The 20,636-nt window shown below is 72.4% G+C and carries 20 protein-coding genes; 11 read left to right on the forward strand and 9 right to left on the reverse strand.

Annotation, left to right across the window (positions count from 1 at the left end; translation table 11 throughout):
• Positions 1-7: 7 nt before the first annotated feature.
• Positions 8-961, reverse strand: coding sequence for a GlxA family transcriptional regulator (locus tag ACBR40_RS42680; protein ID WP_371252429.1), 954 nt, complete (start codon positions 959-961; stop codon positions 8-10).
• A gap of 71 nt (positions 962-1,032) precedes the next feature.
• Here ACBR40_RS42680 and ACBR40_RS42685 point away from each other — a divergent pair, with 71 nt between their 5' ends.
• Complete coding sequence (locus ACBR40_RS42685; protein WP_371252430.1) at positions 1,033-2,319, forward strand: MFS transporter; 1,287 nt, start codon at positions 1,033-1,035, stop codon at positions 2,317-2,319.
• Positions 2,316-2,975, forward strand: coding sequence for a peptidyl-tRNA hydrolase (locus tag ACBR40_RS42690; protein ID WP_344218771.1), 660 nt, complete (start codon positions 2,316-2,318; stop codon positions 2,973-2,975). The genes ACBR40_RS42685 and ACBR40_RS42690 overlap by 4 nt, the downstream gene beginning before the upstream one ends.
• Here the strand turns inward: ACBR40_RS42690 and ACBR40_RS42695 are convergent.
• On the reverse strand, positions 2,965-3,948 hold the full coding sequence (locus ACBR40_RS42695; protein WP_371252431.1) for a DUF3616 domain-containing protein: 984 nt from the start codon (positions 3,946-3,948) through the stop codon (positions 2,965-2,967). The genes ACBR40_RS42690 and ACBR40_RS42695 overlap by 11 nt on opposite strands.
• Positions 3,949-4,049: 101 nt before the next feature.
• Here ACBR40_RS42695 and ACBR40_RS42700 point away from each other — a divergent pair, with 101 nt between their 5' ends.
• From ACBR40_RS42700 to ACBR40_RS42725, 6 genes are all read left to right on the forward strand, one after another.
• Positions 4,050-4,949 (forward strand): hypothetical protein, encoded by a 900-nt coding sequence (locus tag ACBR40_RS42700; RefSeq protein WP_371252432.1) that lies wholly within the window; start codon positions 4,050-4,052, stop codon positions 4,947-4,949.
• 37 nt (positions 4,950-4,986) lie between these two features.
• The gene (gene ftsH / locus ACBR40_RS42705) at positions 4,987-6,909 is read left to right on the forward strand and encodes an ATP-dependent zinc metalloprotease FtsH (RefSeq protein WP_344218777.1); all 1,923 of its coding nucleotides are present in this window, start codon (positions 4,987-4,989) and stop codon (positions 6,907-6,909) included.
• A gap of 97 nt (positions 6,910-7,006) precedes the next feature.
• Positions 7,007-7,594 (forward strand): DUF937 domain-containing protein, encoded by a 588-nt coding sequence (locus ACBR40_RS42710; protein WP_364463739.1) that lies wholly within the window; start codon positions 7,007-7,009, stop codon positions 7,592-7,594.
• A gap of 16 nt (positions 7,595-7,610) precedes the next feature.
• Positions 7,611-8,192, forward strand: a complete 582-nt coding sequence (locus ACBR40_RS42715) for a nucleoside triphosphate pyrophosphatase (RefSeq protein ID WP_364463742.1) — start codon at positions 7,611-7,613, stop codon at positions 8,190-8,192.
• Positions 8,193-8,202: 10 nt separating this feature from the next.
• Positions 8,203-8,952 carry an EI24 domain-containing protein gene (locus ACBR40_RS42720; protein WP_371252433.1) on the forward strand — a complete coding sequence of 250 codons (750 nt, stop codon included), beginning with the start codon at positions 8,203-8,205 and terminating at the stop codon, positions 8,950-8,952.
• A 146-nt stretch (positions 8,953-9,098) separates the two neighbouring features.
• Positions 9,099-10,220 carry a DUF4192 domain-containing protein gene (locus ACBR40_RS42725; RefSeq protein ID WP_371252434.1) on the forward strand — a complete coding sequence of 374 codons (1,122 nt, stop codon included), beginning with the start codon at positions 9,099-9,101 and terminating at the stop codon, positions 10,218-10,220.
• Positions 10,221-10,588: 368 nt separating this feature from the next.
• Here the strand turns inward: ACBR40_RS42725 and ACBR40_RS42730 are convergent, their stop codons facing one another.
• The gene (locus ACBR40_RS42730) at positions 10,589-10,933 is read right to left on the reverse strand and encodes a hypothetical protein (RefSeq protein WP_329592196.1); all 345 of its coding nucleotides are present in this window, start codon (positions 10,931-10,933) and stop codon (positions 10,589-10,591) included.
• 163 nt (positions 10,934-11,096) lie between these two features.
• Here ACBR40_RS42730 and ACBR40_RS42735 point away from each other — a divergent pair, with 163 nt between their 5' ends.
• On the forward strand, positions 11,097-11,690 hold the full coding sequence (locus ACBR40_RS42735; RefSeq protein WP_344218787.1) for a DUF1707 and DUF4870 domain-containing protein: 594 nt from the start codon (positions 11,097-11,099) through the stop codon (positions 11,688-11,690).
• A gap of 206 nt (positions 11,691-11,896) precedes the next feature.
• Here ACBR40_RS42735 and ACBR40_RS42740 read toward each other — a convergent pair whose 3' ends face one another.
• The 3 genes from ACBR40_RS42740 to ACBR40_RS42750 form a co-directional block, all read right to left on the reverse strand.
• Positions 11,897-12,664: a septal ring lytic transglycosylase RlpA family protein gene (locus ACBR40_RS42740; RefSeq protein ID WP_371252435.1), complete on the reverse strand. Its 768-nt coding sequence runs from the start codon at positions 12,662-12,664 to the stop codon at positions 11,897-11,899.
• 720 nt (positions 12,665-13,384) lie between these two features.
• Positions 13,385-14,908: an ATP-dependent DNA ligase gene (locus ACBR40_RS42745; protein ID WP_371252436.1), complete on the reverse strand. Its 1,524-nt coding sequence runs from the start codon at positions 14,906-14,908 to the stop codon at positions 13,385-13,387.
• A 149-nt stretch (positions 14,909-15,057) separates the two neighbouring features.
• The gene (locus ACBR40_RS42750; RefSeq protein ID WP_344218793.1) at positions 15,058-15,432 is read right to left on the reverse strand and encodes an FKBP-type peptidyl-prolyl cis-trans isomerase; all 375 of its coding nucleotides are present in this window, start codon (positions 15,430-15,432) and stop codon (positions 15,058-15,060) included.
• Between the two features lie 77 nt (positions 15,433-15,509).
• Here ACBR40_RS42750 and ACBR40_RS42755 point away from each other — a divergent pair, with 77 nt between their 5' ends.
• Complete coding sequence (locus ACBR40_RS42755) at positions 15,510-16,271, forward strand: SDR family NAD(P)-dependent oxidoreductase (protein WP_371252437.1); 762 nt, start codon at positions 15,510-15,512, stop codon at positions 16,269-16,271.
• Positions 16,272-16,280: 9 nt separating this feature from the next.
• Here ACBR40_RS42755 and ACBR40_RS42760 read toward each other — a convergent pair whose 3' ends face one another.
• Positions 16,281-17,720, reverse strand: a complete 1,440-nt coding sequence (locus ACBR40_RS42760) for a GuaB1 family IMP dehydrogenase-related protein (protein ID WP_344218797.1) — start codon at positions 17,718-17,720, stop codon at positions 16,281-16,283.
• A gap of 97 nt (positions 17,721-17,817) precedes the next feature.
• Here ACBR40_RS42760 and ACBR40_RS42765 point away from each other — a divergent pair, with 97 nt between their 5' ends.
• Positions 17,818-18,270 carry an effector binding domain-containing protein gene (locus ACBR40_RS42765; protein WP_344218799.1) on the forward strand — a complete coding sequence of 151 codons (453 nt, stop codon included), beginning with the start codon at positions 17,818-17,820 and terminating at the stop codon, positions 18,268-18,270.
• 19 nt (positions 18,271-18,289) lie between these two features.
• On the opposite strand, the gene ACBR40_RS42770 is transcribed toward ACBR40_RS42765, so the two are convergent.
• Together ACBR40_RS42770 and ACBR40_RS42775 are read right to left on the reverse strand one after the other, a co-directional pair.
• Positions 18,290-19,444 (reverse strand): cytochrome P450, encoded by a 1,155-nt coding sequence (locus ACBR40_RS42770; protein ID WP_371252438.1) that lies wholly within the window; start codon positions 19,442-19,444, stop codon positions 18,290-18,292.
• Complete coding sequence (locus tag ACBR40_RS42775) at positions 19,441-20,562, reverse strand: CaiB/BaiF CoA-transferase family protein (RefSeq protein ID WP_344218803.1); 1,122 nt, start codon at positions 20,560-20,562, stop codon at positions 19,441-19,443. The genes ACBR40_RS42770 and ACBR40_RS42775 overlap by 4 nt, the downstream gene beginning before the upstream one ends.
• Between the last annotated feature and the right edge of the window lie 74 nt (positions 20,563-20,636).

Raw genomic sequence — 20,636 nt, forward strand, 5'->3', positions numbered from 1 at the left:
CGGAAGATCACACCCGCCGGAACGTGTGCCGGTACGCCAGCGGCGCCACCCCCACCGCCGCGTGCAGGTGCTGGCGCAGTGAGACCGCCGTGCCGAACCCGGCCCGCCTGGCCACCTCCTCCACCCCGAGGTCGGTGGTCTCCAGCAGGTGCCGGGCGTGCTGCACCCGCTGGGCGGCCAGCCACCTGGCCGGGCTCACCCCGGTCTCCTCGCGGAAGCGCCGGGTGAAGGTGCGCACGCTCATCCTGGCGTGCCCGGCGAGGGCGTTGAGGTCGAGCGGGCGGTCGAGGTGGGCGAGCATCCACTCCCGGGTGGCGCCCAGGCCGCCGGCCGTCTCGTCCGGCAGCGGCCGCTCGACGTACTGGGCCTGGCCGCCGTCCCGCCACGGCGGCATCACGCACCGGCGGGCGGTGCGGTTGGCCACCTCGCTGCCGTGGTCACGCCTGATGACGTGCAGGCACAGGTCCATGCCGGCGGCCACGCCGGCCGAGGTCAGCACGTCGCCGTCGTCCACGAACAGCACGTCGGGGTCCAGCCTCACCTGCGGGAACAGCTCCGCGAACCGGGGCGCCTCCCGCCAGTGCGTGGTGGCCGGACGGCCGTCGAGCAACCCGGCCGCGGCCAGCACGAACGCCCCCGTGCAGATCGACATCACCCGCGGCCGGTCGCGCAGGGCGGCGCGCAGCTCGGTCGAGAGCGTGCCGTCCTTGAGCACCCGGCCCGCGTGGATGCCGGGCACGAGGACGGTGTCGGCCGTGTCGAGCACGTCGAGGTCGTGGTCGGGCTGCACGCTGTAGCCCGCCGAGCAGCGCACCGGCCGCCGGCCCTCGGAGCAGGTCACCACCTCGTACAGCTTCTCGCCGCCGGGGGTCTCCGCGGCCCAGAAGACCTGGCCGGGGATGCCGAAGTCGAGAGGGGCGAAGTGGTTGAGCGCGACCACGGCGATACGATGACGGCGCATGGCCGGATTCTTGCACATATTGGCTTTCCGGCCACTCGTCCCCGTACTGGCAGAACCCCCAGGATTGCCGCATGACCTCCAGCACCACCCCCGCCCGCGCCCCCGTCGCCGGGCCGGCCCGCCGCGGCCCGCACCGCGCCTGGTACGTCGCGGCCGTCGCCTTCGTGGCGATCCTGGGCGCGGCCGGGTTCCGCGCCACCCCGGGCGTGCTCATCACGCCGCTGCGCGCGGAGTTCGGCTGGTCCACCGGCACCGTATCGCTGGCGGTGTCGGTCAACCTGGTCCTGTACGGCCTCACGGCACCTTTCGCCGCCGCGCTCATGGACCGGTTCGGCATGCGCCGCGTGGTCGCGCTGGCCCTGCTGCTGATCGCGGCGGGCAGCGGGCTGACCGTGTTCATGACCGCGAGCTGGCACCTCCTGCTGTTCTGGGGCATCTTCGTCGGGCTCGGGACGGGCTCGATGGCGCTGGTGTTCGCCGCGACCGTGGTCGACCGCTGGTTCGTCAGGCACCGGGGGCTGGTCACCGGCATCCTCACGGCGGCCGGGGCGACCGGGCAGCTCATCTTCCTGCCCGTCCTCGCCCAGCTCGCCGAGGGGCCCGGCTGGCGCTGGGCCTCGCTCGCGGTCGCCGGGGCGGCGCTGGCGGTGGTGCCGTTCGTGTGGTGGCTGCTGCGCGACCGCCCCGAGGACGTCGGCACGGCGGCGCTCGGCGCCGAGCCCGGCCAGGAGCGCCCCGCCCCGGGCGGCGGCAACGCGGCGTTCCGGGCGCTCGCCGTGCTCGGCCGGGCGGCTCGTACGCGCCCGTTCTGGCTGCTCGCGGGCGGCTTCGCGATCTGCGGCGCGAGCACGAACGGCCTGGTCGGCACCCACTTCATCCCCGCCGCGCACGACCACGGCATGGCCGAGCCCGTCGCGGCCGGGCTGCTCGCCGTCATCGGGATCTTCGACATCGCCGGCACCGTCGCCTCGGGCTGGCTCAGCGACAGGATCGACCCGAAGGTGCTGCTCGGCCTCTACTACGGGCTGCGCGGGCTGTCGCTGATGGTGCTGCCAAGCCTGTTCGCGGCCACGACCGAGCCCAGCATGCTGATCTTCATCATCTTCTACGGCCTGGACTGGGTGGCCACCGTGCCGCCCACCGTGGCGCTGTGCCGCCGCGTCTACGGCGCGGACGGGGCCGTGGTGTTCGGCTGGGTGTTCGCCTCCCACCAGGTGGGGGCCGCGTTCGCCGCCGTCGCCGCCGGGCTCACCCGTGACCACCTCGGCGCCTACGACCTCGCCTGGTACGGGGCGGGCGCGCTCTGCCTCCTCGCCGCCGGCATGTCCCTGGCGATCAGGCATGCTAGGACCCGATGAACGAAGATTTGTACGTGCTGCCGCTGGTCGTCAGGATCGAGCGGGCCACGCCCCCCGAACGCACCGACGCGCTGGAGGCCGCCGCCATGGCGGTGCTCGGCCTGCTCGACGACCCGGGGGAGTGGTCCGCCGAGCTGGACGCCTGGCAGTCCACCGGGAAGATCCGCAAGGTCGTGCGCAGGGCCCGCGGCGCCGAGTGGCGGCGGGCCGTCGCGCTGCCCGGCCGCACGGTCGAGCACCGCACGGCCGAGGTCCGCGTCCATCCGCCGGTGCCGCTGGACGACTGGCCGCGCGACCTCGCCCGGCTCCAGGTCGGCGGCACCGAGCTGAGCGACGCCCACGAGCCGCCGCCCGCCGTCCCGCCGGTCCTGTGGGCCAACCCCGGCCTGGAGATGACCGCGGGCAAGGCCATGGCGCAGGCCGGGCACGCGGCCCAGCTCGCCTGGTGGGCGAGCGACGCCGCCGGGCGCGCGGCCTGGCGGGCCGCGGGGCTCGCCGTCTCGGTCCGCACCGCCCCGGCGCGGGACGACTTCGACGCCATGGTCGCGGCCGGGCTGCCGGTCGTCCGCGACGCCGGGTTCACCGAGATCGAGCCGGGCTCGTGCACGTTCGTCGCCGACGCGCCCTGGCTCCGGGGCCGGGTCGCTAGATCGTGAAGATGTCGGCCAGCACGCCGCCGGCCGCGGTGATCCGGGCCGGCGACGGGCTGTCGTAGACGACCATCAGCCGGCCGTCGGCCAGCCGCGCCAGCCCTTCAGGGTGGTCGCAGCCGGCCCCGTACGGCAGGTCCATGACGACCTCCAGCTCACCCGCGGGCACCACGCCCGACCGCCGCCCCGGCCACCAGCGCCGCACGTGCACCGGGCCGTCGAGCGCCATGGACGGCCCGGTGAGCAGCAGCAGGCCCGCGCTGTCGGGGTCGCCGTCGGGGTCGCCGTCCGGGCACAGGTCCCGCACGCCGAGCCCGCCGAGGTCGAGGAAGTGCTTGCGGTACGGCTCGCGCAGCCGCAGCCGCCCCCGTCCCGTCTCCTCCAGCCGCAGCTCCAGCACCACCGCCCAGCCGCGCAGGACCGGGCCGCGCAGCCCGAGGTAGACCCGCTCGCCCACCACGGCGATGCCCTCGACGTCGAGGCCGTTGTCCTTGCCGGGAATCGACAGGAACGGCCCGAGATGCGGGTCGTCGCGCAGGTGCGCCGCGAGGCCGAGCTCCCCGGACAGCACCGCCCCCGCGCCGGGCTCCTCGCCGCGCAGCGGCAGCCGGGCGAGGATGTAGCGGTTCTCCTCCCTGACCAGGGTGGCCAGGCGGGCGGCGGCCTTGGCCGGGTCCTTCGACTTGACCCGCTTGCGCTTCAGGCTGTGCGAGCCGACCACCCACAGGTGCCCGCCGGCCCGCGCCATGCCCTCGATGTCGGCCTCGTCGTCGGGGCCGGCGGGGAGGTCGATGTAGTCCGCCAGGCGGAACGTGCGCTGGTCGCCGAAATGGTCGCCGGTCCAGGCCAGGTGCTCGAAGGAGGCGGTCTCGTCGCCGGCCACCCAGAGGCCGTGGGGGCTCTGGCGGAGCGCCGAGAGGTTCGTATGGGTCTGGGACGCCCGCGAGGCGTGATCGAAGCGGAGCTCCACCTGTTGCACGACGCCATGATTGCACTTCGGTCGCATCACCTACGGAATGGCGGGATATGTCGTACGCTCCCGTCGTGCTCGATGGGGAAGATGAGATCAAGGGTTCCCGTGTGAGAACCGCGACCAAGGCCAGAACCCTTATTTCTCCGCCCAAACGCTCCCGCATCGGTGACATCCGCATGCGGGTGGTGTACCGGGGCCTCGCCGTGGCCGCCGCCGTCGCGGCGGCGGCCGTGGCGGTGGTCGTGGTGCTCCCGTCGGAGCCGGACGAGGTCGTCGCGGGGCCGGTAACCGCGCCGCCGGCCGCGCAGCCCTCGTCCGGCCCCTCCGCGCAGGCGTCCCCGTCGGCCTCGGCGTCGGCGTCGGTGTCCGTCTCGTCCTCGGCGTCGTCCTCGGCTTCCCCGTCGGAGACCGTGACCCCGGCCGCGCCCGCCGCCCAGGTCACGCCGACCCCCGGCACGTCCCTGGCTCCCGGCTACACCGCAATGGAGGCCCTGTACGCCGACCCCCGCGTCCCCAAGCTCACCGCGAAGGTCAAGCGCATGCGGCTCCCGGCCCCCTCCCGCCGGGTGACCAAGGACCGGCGGAGCGGCCTCGCCGTGCCGAAGCTGCCGAAGCCCTGGAAGACGTACGGGCCGGCGCCGTTCACCACCAGGCAGGTGCTGCCGCGGCCGCGCGCCGGCGCGGTGCGGGGCATGTTCGTCACCTGCCCGCTGCCGATCATGGAGCAGAAGTCGCCGCGCGACACCGCGCTGCTCGCCGCTCGCTGGACGCTCAACCACCACCCCAAGGGCGCGCGCATCACCTGGCTGGCCTCGCAGCCGGTCAAGCGCGGCTGGCTGCTCGTCTACCGCGTCACGTACGGCAAGCGCTCCTCGCGCGCGGCGGTGGTCGTGGTGGACGGGGGAATGTCCAAGCCGGGTTTGGCGTTCGTGACAGTGCCTGACGCGCAGCGCAAGCAGTGGAGCGACATCGCCCGCGTGGCCTCGGGGGTGCGTGTTCTAGGCTAGAAGGATCATGGTGGCGGCGATGTGGGGAGTGGACGCCGTGGAACGCTCTGGATCGCCGCAGGCACCAGGCAAGGGCAAGGGCAAGCCGCCCTGGCGCTCGGAGGGGCTGCCCGGCACGCCCGGCGGCCGACCCAAGATCAACTGGTGGCGGTTCGTCGTCACGCTGCTGGTCGTGTACGCGGGCTTCTTCGTCGTGTCGTCGTTCGTCGACAACGAATCCGTCGAGACCATCTCCTACACCGAGTTCACCGCCCAGGTCGACGCCAAGAACGTCAAGGACATCTCCGCCCAGGGCCTGTCGGTCGAGGGTGACCTGAGGAACGCGGCGAAGAACCCCGACGGCGGCGCCACGTACACCCGGTTCTCCACCGAGATCCCCGCCTTCGCCAACACCGACCAGCTCGACCAGCAGCTCCGCACCGGCCAGGTGGAGATCACCTCCAAGCCCCTCACCCGCGGCTTCTTCTCCAACCTGCTGCTGTCGCTGCTGCCCGTGCTGCTGCTGGCCGGCCTCTGGATCTGGATCATGCGACGCGGCGCCAGCATGATGGGCGGCGGCGGACTCGGCGGGCTCGGCAAGTCCAAGGCGGCCAAGCCGGTCGAGGCCGGGCAGGTGCGGGTCACCTTCGACGACGTCGCCGGCATCGACGAGGTCGAGAACGAGCTGGTCGAGATCGTCGACTACCTCAAGGACCCGGGCAAATACCGCAGGCTGGGCGCCAAGCTGCCCAAGGGCGTGCTGCTCGCCGGCCCGCCCGGCACCGGCAAGACGCTGCTGGCCAGGGCCGTCGCGGGCGAGGCCAAGGTCCCCTACTTCTCCGCCTCCGCCTCCGAGTTCATCGAGATGATCGTCGGCGTGGGCGCCTCGCGCGTACGCGACCTGTTCGAGGAGGCGCGCAAGGTGGCGCCGTCGATCGTGTTCATCGACGAGATCGACGCCATCGGCCGGGCCAGGGGCGGCGCGGGCGGCATCGGCGGCCACGACGAGCGCGAGCAGACCCTCAACCAGATCCTCACCGAGATGGACGGCTTCTCCGGGGCCGAGGGCGTCATCGTCATCGGCGCCACCAACCGTCCCGAGATCCTCGACCCGGCGCTGCTGCGCCCCGGCCGGTTCGACCGGACCGTGCAGGTGGGCCTGCCGGACGCCGCCGGGCGCACCGCCATCCTTGGCGTGCACACCCGTGGCGTCCCGCTGGACCCCGAGGTCAGCCTCGACCAGCTCGCCAAGACCACGCCCGGCATGACCGGCGCCGACCTGGCCAACCTCGTCAACGAGTCGGCCCTGCTCGCCGCCAAGCGCGGCAAGGAGAAGGTCACCAGGTCCGACTTCACCGACGCGCTGGAGAAGCTGCAGCTCGGCGCGGCCCGCAGCATCGTGATGCCGGAGGAGGAGCGCACCCGCACCGCCTTCCACGAGGCCGGTCACGCGCTGCTCGGCATGCTCCAGCCCGGCGCCGATCCGGTCAGGAAGATCTCGATCATCCCGCGCGGGCGCGCGCTCGGCGTGACGCTGTCCACCCCCGACACCGACCGCTACGCCTACGACGAGCAGTACCTCCGCGGCCGCATCACCGGCGCGCTCGGCGGCATGGCGGCCGAGCAGGTCGTCTTCGGCGTCATCACCACCGGCGCCGAGAACGACCTCGAACAGGTCACCATGATCGCCCGGGGCATGGTGGGCCGCTGGGGCATGTCGGAGAAGGTCGGCCCGCTCACCATCCTGCCCAACGACGGCTCGCAGCCGCAGGCCAGCGCCGCCACCCTCGCCACCGTCGACGAGGAGGCGCGGCGCATCGTGGAGCAGTGCTACGAGCGCGCGGTCCAGGTGCTCACCGACAACCGCGACAAGCTGGACGCGATCGTCGCGGCGCTGCTGGAGCACGAGACGCTGGACGAGGCCGACGCCTACGCCGCGGCCGGTCTGGCCGGCCAGCCGAAGGCCGACGTCACCTCCTGACTTTCCCGAGAATTAGCACAAAGCGGGCGTTGCTCCGCGGCGTCACGGGAACCTGTAGCGTCAGGAGCCTTCGAGCGCCGAGGATCGGAGGAGAGCCGTGACGCCGTACGACGAACTCCTCGACCAGCAGCTGCTCGAACAACTCGGCCGGCCGGGCCTGGAGCAGACGGCCGCCATGCTCGGCACCGACGAGGACAAGGCCCGCGACGTCGTCCAGGCCGTCACCGGCGTCATCATCGGCGGCCTCGCCCGCAACGTGCAGTACCCCGACGGGGCCGACGCCCTGCGCGGCGCGCTGGAGGACCACGTCGACGCCGACCCCTTCGACGGCGACGTGGCCTCGCTCACCCGCGACGGCCACAGCATCCTCGGCCACGTGCTCGGCGGGCAGGGCACCGAGGCGGCCGCGACCGGGCTGGGGCGGCTGTTCGGCGTCGACACCGGCGCCATGATGAAGCTGCTGCCGCTGATCGCGCCCATGGTGATGTACCTGCTGGCCACCCGGGCGGACGGCCGCGACCTCGACGCGGACGCCCTGGTCGACGAGCTCGAACGCGAGCGCGCCGCCCTGCCCGACACCCGCCGCGAGCTCCTCGACGAGCTGCTCGACCACATCTTCGGGCCGGGCCCGGGACGTCCGGGGATCTACGGCGGACTGCCCGGCACATCCCTCCCCGACTGGTGACCGGTAGGCTTGTCCGGTGATCGTTCTGGCCTCCGCCTCTCCCGCCCGTCTGGCCCTGCTGCGCCATGCCGGCCTCGACCCCAAGGTGATCGTCAGCGGGGTCGACGAGGACGCCTACTCCGCGCACAGCCCGGCCGCGCTCAGCCTCGTGCTCGCGAGGGCCAAGGCCGAAGCCGTCGCGGGCGGGCTCGACCAGGGCGTGGTCATCGGCTGCGACTCCATCCTTGAGCTCGACGGCCGCCCCTACGGCAAGCCGGCCTCCGAGGAGGAGGTCGTGGAACGGTGGCGGCTCATGCGCGGCCGCACCGGCCGCCTCGTGACCGGCCACTGCGTCATCGACGTCGCCGCCGGACGGCAGGTCGCCGAGGTGGCGACCACCGTGGTGCGCTTCGGGCAGCCGTCCGAGGAGGAGATCGCCGCCTACGCCGCCACCGGCGAACCGCTCGGCCTGGCCGGGGCGTTCAGCATCGAGGGGCGCGGCGGCTGGTTCGTCGAGGGCATCGAGGGCGACCACGGCAACGTGCTCGGCCTGTCGCTGCCGCTGCTGCGCGACCTGCTCGCCGAGCTCGGCTACGCGGTGACGGCGTTCTGGCGCTAGCCTGCCGGTCATGCGATCAATGCGTGACTTCTCGGCCGGTATCGGCTTCTTTCTCAAGGGGTTCGGCTGGGTGGCCAGGAACGGCCGGTGGTGGGGGTTCGGGCTGATCCCCGCGCTCATCGCGTTCGCTCTCTACGTGGTCGCGCTGATCTTCCTGGGCACGTACGCGTTCGAGCTGGCCGAGTTCCTGACCCCGTTCGCCGACTCCTGGAGCTGGCAGGGGGCCTTCCGCACCCTGGTCGGGATCGTGCTGTTCGCCGGCGGGCTGGCGCTGGCGGTGGTGACGTTCACGGCGGTCACGCTCGCCATCGGCGAGCCGTTCTACGAGCGGCTGTCGGCGGCGGCCGACCCGCTGGACAACGAGATCGAGCAGCCGTGGTGGCGCACCCTGCCGCGCTCGATCAGGGACAGCCTCGTGACGCTCTTCTATGTGCTGCTGTTCACCGTGCCGCTGTTCGTGCTGGGGTTCGTACCGGTGCTGGGGCAGACCGTGGTGCCGGTGCTGGGGGCGGCGGTGTCCGGGTTCTTCCTGACCGTCGAGCTCACGACGCTGGCGCTGGAGCGGCGGGGTGTGGCATGCAAGGAACGCTTCCGGTTGCTGCGCGCGAACCTGGGGGTGACGCTGGGGTTCGGGGTGGCGGTGTTCGTCCTGTTCCTGGTGCCGTTCGTGGCGGTGATCGCCATGCCGGCCGCCGTAGCCGGCGCCGCCCTCCTGGTCCGCCACCACATCGCCCCCACCACCTCCGCCACCACCCCCTGACCCGCGCCGGGTGTGGGTCGCCCGCGGTCCAGGACGCCGGCGCTTGTGCGGGTGTTGTCCACAGGGCAGCCCGTCGCCCGCACGCTTGTCCCCAGAATCGCCTTCGGCTCATTCCGGGCCCGCGCTTCCGGGCACCCTAACGGTCCATGACGACCAACACCTCCCCGCCCCCGCCCCCCTTCACCTCTCCCTCGACCCCCGCTTCCCCCTCGCCCTTCCTCACCCTCACCAGCCCGTCGGACATCCTGGCCGCCGTCCCCTATCTCGTCGGCTTCCACCCCTCCGAGAGCCTGGTCGCGGTTGGCTTGGAGCACGGCAAGGCCGTGATGGTGGTCCGCTGGGACCTCCCCATGCCCCCGGGCACCCTCGACGCCCTGGAGACCATGTTCAAGCGGGAGAAGGTGACCGAGATGGTCGCCATCGGCTACGGCCCCGGGGAGTCCGTCACCCCCGCCGTGGACGAGGCCAGACGGGTGGCGGCCCGGGCCGGCGTCCGCGTGGGGGAGGCACTGCGCGCCCACGCCGGCCGCTACTGGTCCTACGTCTGCACCCTCCCGTCCTGCTGCCCCGCCCAGGGCACCCCGTACGACCCCGGAAGCAGCCGCATCGCCGCCGAGGCCACCGTGCGCGGCCTGGTCGCCCTCCCCGATCGCGAAACCCTCGAACGCACCCTCGCCCCGGTCACCGGCCCGGTCAGGCTGGCGATGCGCCGCGCCACGTCCGACGCGGCGGGCGAGGTCAAGGCCGCGCTGGCGGCGGCCACCAACCTCGACGCCTTCACCCGAGGCTTCGTTGCGGAGGGCCTGGCCCGCGTCCGCAAAGCCCTGGCGACCCACGAGCAGGGCGGGCGGCTCACCGACCTGGAGGCCGCCAGGCTGGGCCTCGACCTCGCCCTCGTACGGATCCGCGACGAGGCATGGACACTCATGCAGGACTCCCACGTCGCGCTGTGGAAAGACCTCACCCGCCGCCTGGAGCCGCGCTTCGCACCACCGGCCGCGTCCCTGCTGGCGATGGCGGCCTGGCGGTCGGGCGACAGCATCCTGGCCACTGTCGCCCTCGAACGCGCCCTGGCGATCGACCCGGGCTACTCGATGGCCAACCTGCTCATGCACGCGGTCCAGAACCTGCTCTCACCCGCGATCCTGCGCGACCGCATGCCGACTCCCGCCGAGCTCGACACCGCCATGGGCGCGGCCCACGCGGGCTGGCTCCTGCCCTTGTCGGGCCTCCTGCTGGACGACGAAACACCCATCCCAGGAGACTGAGCCCTCCTCGCTCCAGTGACGAGCGGCGGCCCAGTGACGAGCGGCGGCCCAGTGACGAGCGGCGGCTGGGCGACGAGCGGCGGCCCAGTGACGAGCGGCGGCTGGGCGACGAGCGGCGGCCCAGTGACGAGCGGCGGCTGGGCGACGAGCGGCGGCCCAGTGACGAGCGGCGGCTCAGTGACGAAGGGCGGCTCAGTGACGAAGGGCGGCGAAGAACAAGCGGGGAAACACCCGAGCCCACACCGAGAAACACACCTCACACAAGGGCCGCCGATCCCCGCCCGTGCCGCCCTCATGAGATCCCGAATCCTTTGAATCAGCCGACGCCCGAGCACGCGACCGACCGAAACCACACCGACTGACCGAGACTAGAGCGAGCCTTCTTCGCGGCGGCGGCGTTCGTTGAATGCCCTCATGCGGGGCGGATATCCAGTGAGCTGGACGTCGTACACCGGCAGCGCCAGATTACGGGCGACCTTGTGAATCACCGCGGGAGCCCCGACCCGGCGCCTGGTCCACTCGCCGTCGTCGGCGACGGCCACGGCGGTCGTGTCGGTGGCGAACGTCTCCGGCTCGACGTAGAACTCGACGCCGCGCCGGGAACGGGCGAATGCGATCAGCGCCTCGATGTCGGCGTCTGTCGCCTCACGGTCGAACTTCGCGACCTTCGGGCCGCGCCATCGACGAAGGCCATACCGGTCTCGCCATCTCATAGGTCCTTTTTATATCGTCTGGCGCTTTCGCGCGTAGGAGAAAAAGATCTTTTCAGGGGGTGATCTCGGGGACAGCTCGGGGTTTCTCCTGATGCCCGCCGCCCCGTCCGGTGACGCAGTATGGAAAGACACCACGGATCAGTGAAGGAGAGGCATGGCGACTATGGCTGGGGTACCGACAACCCCCGGGCCGGGACAGGTGCCGCCAGCTCACCTGCGCGTCACCAACCAGGACCGCGAGCATGTGGTCGAGCACGTCAAGGCGGCGTACGCGGAGGGCCGGTTCGACAAGCTCGAATTCGACGACCGGCTTGAGCGAGCGATGACGGCACGCACCCACGGCGACCTGATGCCCATCATGACCGAGCTGTACGGCACGCAGGCGGTGCCGCGGCTCGCTCCGCGACCTGCTCCCGCCTACCCGACGCGGCCGGCGGGGGCCGTGGAGAGCAACGAACGCCTCGGCGCCGCGGCCGGCCACCTGCTCCTGGCGCTGGGCTTCCCGATCGTCGGCCCGCTGATCCTGCTGCTCGCCGCGGGCAAGACGTCGCCGTACATCCGGCAGCACGCCGTGGAATCGCTCAACTTCGGGCTGACGGTGGTCGGGGCGTCGATCCTGCTCCCGTTCACGATCATCGGTGTGGTGCTGCTGCCCGTGATCTGGGTGGGGGCGTTCGTCCTCTCGATCGTCGCCGGCGTCAACGCGCTTACCGAGGGCAACTACCGCTATCCGCTGACGGTCCGTCTGGTCAAATAGGCCAAGCTCCTCAGACTCACGCAGCTGAGGCCGGGTCGGCAGGTCACGCGCCGATCCGGGCGCGTGCTCATACGACCTGCGGGGGTGGTCGTATGTGCCCCGCGCGGGCGCGCTGCTTCGCCGGCCCGTCCTCGTGAGGGCCTTTGCGACTCGCGCGGAATGGGGGCGCGCGCGGGGCGGGGCTCGCTGCGGCAGCGAACGGGGGGTTAGCGGGCCAGGACCTGGTACTTCACGTGCATCACGCCGGCGTTCGTGCTGCCGATGGCGGAGAAGGCGGCGGCGGACAGGTCGAGGCAACGGCCGCCGACGTACGGGCCGCGGTCGTTGATGCGGACGGTGACCGACCTGCCGTTGTTCGGGTTGATCACGCGGACCTTGCTGCCCAGGGGGAGAGTCTTGTGTGCGGCCGTCATGGCGGACGGGTTGAAGCGCTCGCCGCTGGCGGTCATCTGGGGCTCGTCGTAGTACGAGGCGCCACAGGAGCCGGAGGAGAGGACCTTCGCCTTGGGCTTCTTGGCGACGGGCTTGGCCGGCTTGGGGGCGGCGGGCCGTGAGGTCTTGCCGCTGGACGCGCTCGGGGCCGTAGTGGCGGGCGAGGCACCCGCTGCCTCTGCGTCCTGCGACCCCGTACCGTCCGGCCTCGTTGCCTGCGGGGTGGGGGTTCGGGGGGACGTGGCCTGCGGGTGAGAGGTCGCGGCGGTCGTGGGGTTCGGGTTCGCGGCGGCGGGCGGCTCCGGAGCCGGGGAGAGGGGCTTCGGGCTCGACTGGCGGCCCGCCTCGTTCGGGGTCTTCGCCGCGGCTGTGCCGGTTTCGGCGAGGGGCTTGGCGGCGGTCGCGGCGCGCTTGGCGGAGTCGTCGTTGGAGACTGCCGCGTACGCGGAGGCCGATGCGGTGGCGATGACGGCGGCACCCGCTGCGACGGCGGTCCAGCGGCGCCTGCCGGTGAGGAACGGCTTGTGGGAATGCTGGCCCAAGGTAAACCACGGTCCTGGCTAGGGGATAGGGAAGGGAAAGGCCGGTCCGGGCGGGGGTGGGGGCGTACGGCGGCCGTTTCCGTAGGCGCGGCGGGGGATGCCGCGCGGTGAGGACGAACATACGGGACAAACAGCTAGTAAAGACAACTTAATGCGGAATCTAGTGACATATCTCACTTTGATTCAAGATCGCATTAAAGGTCAACTTTGCGCTATTGATCTCTGAATTCCGCAGATATGTCGATCAGTACGGCTTGATCGCAAAAGAGGGGCTTGATCAGGGCGAACGGAGGCGCTGTGTCTCGGTGGTGAAGGGCTACTGGGGCAAAACTCCGGGCTGGGTTGCGGGCATACGGAGAAAAGCCGGAAGGCGAGGACAAGGCTGTCGAAGTGCTTGTCCGTCGGGCGCGGGAGCCAGGAACCACCCGCAGGAACCATCCGCAGGAACCATCCGCAGGAACCACCTGCAGGTTCGGGACCCTCAAGGAATCACCCGCAGGTTTGGGGGCCCAGGAACCCCCGCCGCCGATACCAGGTGTCAGGAGGGCGTGGATGCGGGCGGCCCTTCCGTGGATGCGCCGCTGCCCCTGGCATCCCTCGCTCACAAGCCACTCCTGGCGGCTGAGGCCCGCCACCCTCGCAGGGTGGGCCAGGGGCGTCTGGAGGGCTCCCGTCACTGGCGGCGGGCGAGCGCGGGGCCAGGGACCCCGGTGGAAGCGGTCAGATCATGAGAGAGCGGACCGTGTCCACCGTGTCGGCGTCCTCCACCCGCTTGTCCGGCCGGTAACGCAGCACCCGCGCGAACCGCAGCGCCATCCCGCCCGGATAGCGCGGCGAGCGCTGCACCCCGTCGAAGGCGATCTCCACGACCAGCTCGGGGCGCAGCCGTACCGTCCAGTCGTCCGTCGGCCCCTCGGCCAGCTCCAGGAAGCGCTCGGTCTGCCAGGCCAGCAGCTCGTCCGTCAGGCCCTTGAAGGTCTTGCCGAGCATCACGAACCCGCCCTCCGGGTCGCGCGCCCCCAGGTGCAGGTTGGACAGCTTGCCCTCGCGCCGGCCGTGACCCCACTCGGCGGCCAGCACCACCAGATCGAGGGTGTGCCGCGGCTTGACCTTGATCCAGCCCGCCCCGCGCCGTCCGGCCGCGTACGGCGACCCCAGCGCCTTCACCACCAGGCCCTCGTGCCCGGCCTTGACCACGTCCTTGAAGAACCGCTCGGCCTCCGCCACGTCGCCCGTCACCAGGTGCGGCGTCAGCAGGGTCGGCGGCACGGCCCGGGCCAGCGCCTCCTGGCGCTCGGTGTAGGGGAGGTCGAGGAGATCGTCGCCGTCGGCGCGCAGCGCGTCGAAGAAGAACACGCTGAGCGGCGTCTGCTCGCGCAACTGCTCGACGTTGAGCTTGCTGGAGACCCGCGCGGCGGTCACCTGGAACGGGTGCGGGCGGCCGTCGGGGCGCAGCGCGATCACCTCGCCGTCCAGCACCAGGTCGTCCGACGGCATCTTCAGCACGGCCTCGACCAGCTCGGGGACCTGCGCGGTGATGTCGTCGAGCGTACGGGTGAAGACGCGGACCTCCTCGCCGGACCGGTGGGCCTGCACCCGGATGCCGTCCAGCTTCCACTCCAGCGAAGCGGGCGCGCCCGCCTTGTCCAGGGCGGCGGCGACGTTGGGCGCGCTGCCGGCCAGCATGGGGGAGACCGGCCGGCCGACCTCCAGGCGGAAGGCGTGCAGCGCCTCCACCCCGCCGCCCAGCGCCGCCGCGCCGACGGCGGGCAGCCAGCCGCGCAGCGTCAGCGCCCGCCGGACGTCGGCGGACGGGGCGCCGGACGCCTTGGCCACCGCCTCGATCATGACGCCGTCGAGCGCGCCCTGCCGCAGCTCCCCGTGGAGCAGGCGGCGCATGAACTGCTGCTCCTGGCTGGTCAGCCCGGCGAACAGCTCGCTCACCAGCGCCTTGCGCGCCGCCTGGGAGCCGGGGCCGGACACGGCCTTGATCCGGGTCAGCAGCGCGTCGACCGTGGTCAGGGTGGCGGTGGCGACGAGCTTGGGCTGGGGGATGTCCTCCAGGGTGCGCCAGCCGACCCCTACCTGGCGCTGGGGCAGCTCGCCCGACAGGTAGGAGATGGCGATCTCCGCCTCGTCCGGGCCGACCCGGCCCAGCAGCTCCGCCAGATGTGCGATCTTGCCCAGCCTGGCGGACGTGCGCGTCACCGCCTCGGAAACTCGGACCACGTCGATCAGAAGCACACGCCTATCGTGCCTCACGCGGCCGACATTCCCTACCGGGCCCTCCCGGCGCCCATCGGCCGGCCGTGAGACGGGCGCCCACCGGCCGGCCGCGACGCGGGCGCCCACCGGCCGGCCGTCACGGGCCGGCCGGTGGGCGTGCGGAGCCCCTACCTGACGCCGAGCAGGTCGACGACGAAGATGAGGGTCTCGTTCGGCTTGATGGCGGCGCCCGCGCCGCGGCTGCCGTAGCCGAGGTGCGGCGGGATGACCAGCTTGCGCCGTCCGCCGACCTTCATGCCGGCGACGCCCTGGTCCCAGCCCGCGATGACGCGCCCGCCGCCGAGCGGGAACTCGAAGGCGTCCCCCCGGTTCCAGGACGCGTCGAACTCCTCCCCGGTGGAGAAGGCCACGCCGACGTAGTGGACGCGGACGTTGTGGCCGGGCTTGGCCTCGGGGCCGTCGCCCTCGACCAGGTCGACGATCTCAAGATCCTTGGGCGGGGTGCCCCCGGGGAAGTCGATCTCGGGCTTCTCGAGTGCCACGAAAGTGCTCCTGTCGGCGACTTGATGGTGTGATTCGGACCCGACGACTCTATGCGCTCGGGATATCGTCCTCGTTCATGGCCGCCCTGAGTCCTGATGCGATCCTGCTCACCGGCCGCGTGGCCGTCGTCACCGGGGGAGCCCGAGGCATCGGGCTGGCCGTCGCCGAGACCTTCGCCGCCTTCGGCGCGCACGTGGCCGTCTGCGACCGCGACAAGCCGCCGTTCGGGGAGCCGGCCATGACGCTCGACGTGCGCGACCCGGTGGCGGCGGAGGTGTTCGCGCGTGCGGTGGACGAGCGCTGGGGGCGGGTGGACGTGCTGGTCAACAACGCGGGCGGCACCTTCCACGCCCCGTTCGAGAGCGTGTCGCCGCGTGGCGAGCGTGCGTTGATCGAGGAGAACTTCACTCAGCTCACGGCCATGATCCGCAGGCTGCTGCCGCTGATGCGGCCGGGCTCGTCGATCATCAACGTGACGTCGAGCGAGGCCCACCAGGCGGCGCCGGGGTTCGCCGTGTACGCGGCCATGAAGGCGGCCGTGGAGAGCCTGACCCGGTCCCTGGCGCTGGAGCTGGCGCCGCGCGGCGTCCGGGTCAACGCCATCGCGCCCGACGCCCTGCCCACCGAGGGCGAGGAGGGCGTACGGGAGCGCATGCTGGCCGACGGCTCCCTGCCCTACGAGCCGGTACGCCTCCCGCCCCTCGGGCGGCTGGGCGAGCCTGTGGAGGCGGCGGGGGCGGCCGTGTTCCTGGCGGGGGACCTGGCCAGGTTCGTCACGGGCACGACCGTGCACGTGGACGGCGGCATCCACGCGGCCGGAGGCTGGCGCCGCACCTGACCCGCGCGCTCACCAGCTCGTGTGCAGGGGCATGCCCTCCGCGTACCCGGACGAGCTCTGCAGGCCCACCACGGCCCGCTCGTGGAACTCCTCCAGGGTCGAGGCCCCGGCGTACGTGCACGCCGACCGCAGCCCCGCCACGATCGCGTCGATCTGGTCCTCCACGCTGGGCCGCTTCGGGTCCAGGTACATCCTGGACGTGGAGATGCCCTCCTCGAACAGCGCCTTCCTGGCCCGCTCGAACGCCGAGTCCTCGGCCGTCCGCAGCCGCACCGCGCGCGCCGAGGCCATGCCGAAGTTCTCCTTGTACTTGCGGCCGTCGGCGTCCACGCGGGTGTCGCCGGGCGACTCGTACGTCCCCGCGAACCACGACCCGATCATCACGTTGGACGCCCCGGCGGCGAGGGCGAGCGCCACGTCGCGCGGGTGGCGCACGCCGCCGTCCGCCCACACGTGCCGGCCCAGCCGGCGGGCCTCGGCGGCGCACTCCAGCACGGCGGAGAACTGGGGACGCCCCACGCCGGTCATCATCCGGGTGGTGCACATCGCGCCCGGCCCCACGCCGACCTTGAGGATGTCGGCCCCGGCCTCGACGAGGTCGCGTACGCCGTCGGCGGTCACCACGTTCCCCGCCGCGACGGGCACGCCGGGGTCGAGGGCCCGCACGGCACGCAGCGCGGAGATCATCTTCTCCTGGTGGCCGTGCGCGGTGTCCACGACCAGGCAGTCGATGCCGGCCTCCAGCAGCTCCTTGGCCTTGGAGGCCACGTCGCCGTTGACGCCGACGGCGGCGGCGACGCGCAGCCGTCCCCCGTCGTCCACGGCGGGCTGGTAGAGGGTGGCGCGCAGGGCGCCGGTGCGGGTGAGGATGCCGACCAGGCGGCCGTCGCCGTCCACGATGGGCGCGAGGCGGTGGCGGCCGTCGTGCAGCCGGTCGAACGCCTCCCGGGGGTCGAGCCCGGCGGGCAGCGTCAGCAGCTCGCTGGACATGACGTTGGAGAGCTGCGTGAACATGTCCACGCCCTGGCAGTCGGCCTCGGTGACGACGCCGACCGGCCGGTTGTCCCAGTCCACGACGATGACCGCGCCGTGCGCACGCTTGGGCAGCAGTTGCAGCGCCTCGCCGACGGTCTCGTGCGGGGTGAGGGTGAGCGGCGTGTCGTGGACGAGGTCGCGGCCCTTCACCCATGCGACGACGTCCGCCACGACGTCCAGGGGGATGTCCTGCGGGATGACGGCGATGCCGCCGCGCCTGGCCACGGTCTCGGCCATGCGGCGGCCGGCGACCGCGGTCATGTTCGCCACGACGAGGGGGATGGTGGTGCCCGTGCCGTCGCCGGTGGACAGGTCGACCGCGAGCCGTGATCCGATCGCGGAACGCGACGGGACCATGAACACGTCGCTGTAGGTCAGATCGTGCCGAGGCTGGACATCGTTAAGAAATTTCACGTTCATCCATCTTATGTCGTATGTGCTCCACCTGGAGTTTGCCCGTTCGCGGGGGCCTTATGATCGGCCCGGACACTTTTGCGAGGGGGAGGGTCCCGTGAACGTCACCGAGCGGGCCGAGCTGACGGTCGTCGGCTGGGTCGTACGCACCAGCAACGCCGACGAGATGGACCCGGCACGCGCCAGACTGCCCGCCCTGTGGCAGCGCGCGGGCGCGCCGGGGGTCTTCGCGCACGTGCCGGGGCGGATCGACGAAAACCTTTACGCGGTTTTGACCGACTACGAGAGCGACCACAACGGCGCCTACACCCAGATCGTCGGCGTCGGGGTGCGCACCGCGCCGCGGCTGCCCGAGGGCATGGTGGCCGTACGCGTGCCGGCCGGGCAGGCGCTGCTGGTCGAGGCGCGGGGGCAGCTTCCGCAGGCGCTGGTGGAGGCGTGGCAGCGGGTGTGGAAGCACACCGAGTCCGGCGGCGTCCCGCCGCGCGCGTTCACGACGGACGTCGAGGTGCACCACCCCGACGGCGTCGACCTCTACCTCGCGATCTAGCGCGCCACCGCGGGCGCGCTCACCAGGCGCGCAGTGAGATCGGGAACGACGTCACGCCCCTGACGAAGGCGTTCGGCAGGATGCGCGGGCCGCGCTCGTCGGCCCATTCCGCCTCCCGCACCCGCGCCACCCACTCCTCGAAGAAGATCCGCAGCTCCAGCCGGGCCAGCGCCGCTCCCAGGCAGAAGTGCGCGCCGAGGCCGAAGGCGAGGTGCCCGCCGGGTTTCCTCGTCACGTCGAAGGCGTCCGGGTCGTCGAAGACCTCCGGGTCGCGGTTGGCGGAGCCGTACATCAGCAGCACCTGCGCGCCCCGGGGGATCGGCGTGCCGCGCAGGACGGTGTCGCGGGTGGCCGACCGGCACATGTTGAGCACCGGCGTGGTCCACCGGATGAACTCCTCGACCGCCCCCTCCATCAGGGAGGGGTCCGCGCGCAGCAGCCGCCACTGGCCGGGGTGGCGGATCAGCGCGTCGATCGCCGTGGCGATCACCGTCCTGGTGGTCTCGGCGCCGCCGTCGAGCAGCAGCAGCGCGTCGTTCGCCAGGCGTTCGTCGTCGTAGTCGGGGCTCGCGGCCCACAGCGACAGCAGGTCCTCGCGCGGGCGTTCGCGGCGCTCGGCGGCCAGCTCCAGGACGGCCTGGGCGTACTCGGCGGCCGCCACCACGGCGTCGTGGGTGACGTACCGCAGGCCGCCGCCCGACACGATCGTCGTCTCCGACCAGTGCTTGAGCCGCGGCCAGTCCTCGTCGGGGAAGCCGAGCAGCCGGCCGATCATCCGGGCCGGCAGCGGGGCCGCGAGCGCGTCCACCGCGTCCACCGTGCCCTCCTCCAGGGCTCGGCCCAGTTGCTCGGCGACGACCGCGCGCACCTGTTCTGCGTAGGCGTCGCGGACGTGGCGCGGGGTGAAGCGGCGGTAGATCAGGCGGCGGCGGGCCGCGTGCTCGGGGTCGTCCAGGCCGATCATGGACGGCTCGGACGGGAGCTGCGGGCGGTAGCCGCCGGTGCTCGTCCAAAGACCCGGGTCCCGCTCGACGGCCGAGACGTCGGCGTGCCGCGAGACTCCCCAGAGGCCGTTGGGCTCGTCGTGATGGACGGGGGAGTGCTCGCGCAGCCAGGCGTAGACCGGGGCAGGGTCCCCGGCGTATAACTCGCCGTCGAGCAGGTCGACGATCACCCGAGGACTCCTTGGCCGCGTAGCTTGTCCGCCTCCTCCTGCGACAGGCCCCAGTCGGACAGGTCCGTCAGGCGGGTGGCGGGGGAGAGGTCCTGCTCGGGCACGCCCAGCAGGCGCGGCGCGGGCCGGGGCTGGATGAGCCCGCCGACCTCGGTGAAGGAGTCGCGGGCGACGTTGTGCGGATGGGCGGCGGCCTCGGGCATGGACAGCACGGGCGACACGCACGCGTCCGAGCCGTCGAACAGCTTCTCCCACTCGGCCCGGGTCCGCTTCCTGAACTCCTCGGTGAGCCGGGCCCGCAGCGCGGGCCACTGCGCCCGGTCGTCGCGGTCGGGCAGGTCGGTCAGGCCCATGAGCTCGACCATGGCCTTCCAGAACTGCGGCTCCAGCGAGCCCACCGCCAGGTACTCGCCGTCGGCGGTCTCGTACGTGTCGTACTGGGGGGCGCCGGTGTCGAGCAGGTTCGTGCCACGCGGCCCCCAGAAGCCGCTCTGCACGCCCTGGTAGAACATCGCGAACAGGACCGCCGCGCCGTCCACCATGGCCGCGTCGATGACCCGGCCCTTGCCGGTGCGCTCCCGTTCGAACAGCGCCAGCAGCACGCCGTAGGCGAGCATGAGGCCGCCGCCGGCGAAGTCGCCGAGGATGTTGATCGGCGGGGTGGGCTTGCCGCCCTCGCGGCCGAGCATCGACAGCACGCCGGAGATCGCGATGTAGTCGATGTCGTGGCCGGCCGTGGACGCCAGCGGCCCGTCCTGGCCCCAGCCGGTCATCCGGCCGTAGACCAGCCGCTCGTTGACGGCGTGCAGGTCGTCGGGGCCGATGCCGAGCCGCTCCGCGACGCCCGGCCGGAACACCTCGATCACCACGTCGGCGTGCCGCGCCAGCTCCTTGAAGGCGGCCACGCCCTCGGGCGACTTCAGATCCAGCCCGATCGAGCGCTTGCCACGGTCCATCACATCCGTGCGCGGCCGGTCCGAGACCGCCTTGACCCGGTCCACCCGCAGCACCTCGGCCCCGTGGTCGGCCAGCATCATCCCGGCGAAAGGCCCCGGGGCCAGCCCGGCGAGCTCCAGCACGCGCACACCGGCCAGCGGGCCGCGACGTCCATCAGTCATACCCCCAGTAGAACAACATTCGGTCATCTGGTGCAAGCAGCCTTCGCGAGCTTCCCTCGCGTGCCCCATCAGGT

Origin of the sequence: Nonomuraea sp. AD125B (assembly GCF_041402765.1) — a bacterium.
Taxonomy (GTDB): domain Bacteria; phylum Actinomycetota; class Actinomycetes; order Streptosporangiales; family Streptosporangiaceae; genus Nonomuraea; species Nonomuraea bangladeshensis.

Bases quoted from the DNA above. Each gene is read 5' to 3' on its own strand.
- ACBR40_RS42690 (WP_344218771.1), top strand. From the start codon at position 2,316: ATGAACGAAGATTTGTACGTGCTGCCGCTGGTCGTCAGGATCGAGCGG.
- ACBR40_RS42680 (WP_371252429.1), bottom strand. From the start codon at position 961: ATGCGCCGTCATCGTATCGCCGTGGTCGCGCTCAACCACTTCGCCCCT.
- ACBR40_RS42725 (WP_371252434.1), top strand. From the start codon at position 9,099: ATGACGACCAACACCTCCCCGCCCCCGCCCCCCTTCACCTCTCCCTCG.
- ACBR40_RS42735 (WP_344218787.1), top strand. From the start codon at position 11,097: ATGGCTGGGGTACCGACAACCCCCGGGCCGGGACAGGTGCCGCCAGCT.
- ACBR40_RS42685 (WP_371252430.1), top strand. From the start codon at position 1,033: ATGACCTCCAGCACCACCCCCGCCCGCGCCCCCGTCGCCGGGCCGGCC.
- ACBR40_RS42730 (WP_329592196.1), bottom strand. From the start codon at position 10,933: ATGAGATGGCGAGACCGGTATGGCCTTCGTCGATGGCGCGGCCCGAAG.
- ACBR40_RS42775 (WP_344218803.1), bottom strand. From the start codon at position 20,562: ATGACTGATGGACGTCGCGGCCCGCTGGCCGGTGTGCGCGTGCTGGAG.
- ACBR40_RS42720 (WP_371252433.1), top strand. From the start codon at position 8,203: ATGCGATCAATGCGTGACTTCTCGGCCGGTATCGGCTTCTTTCTCAAG.
- ACBR40_RS42755 (WP_371252437.1), top strand. From the start codon at position 15,510: ATGGCCGCCCTGAGTCCTGATGCGATCCTGCTCACCGGCCGCGTGGCC.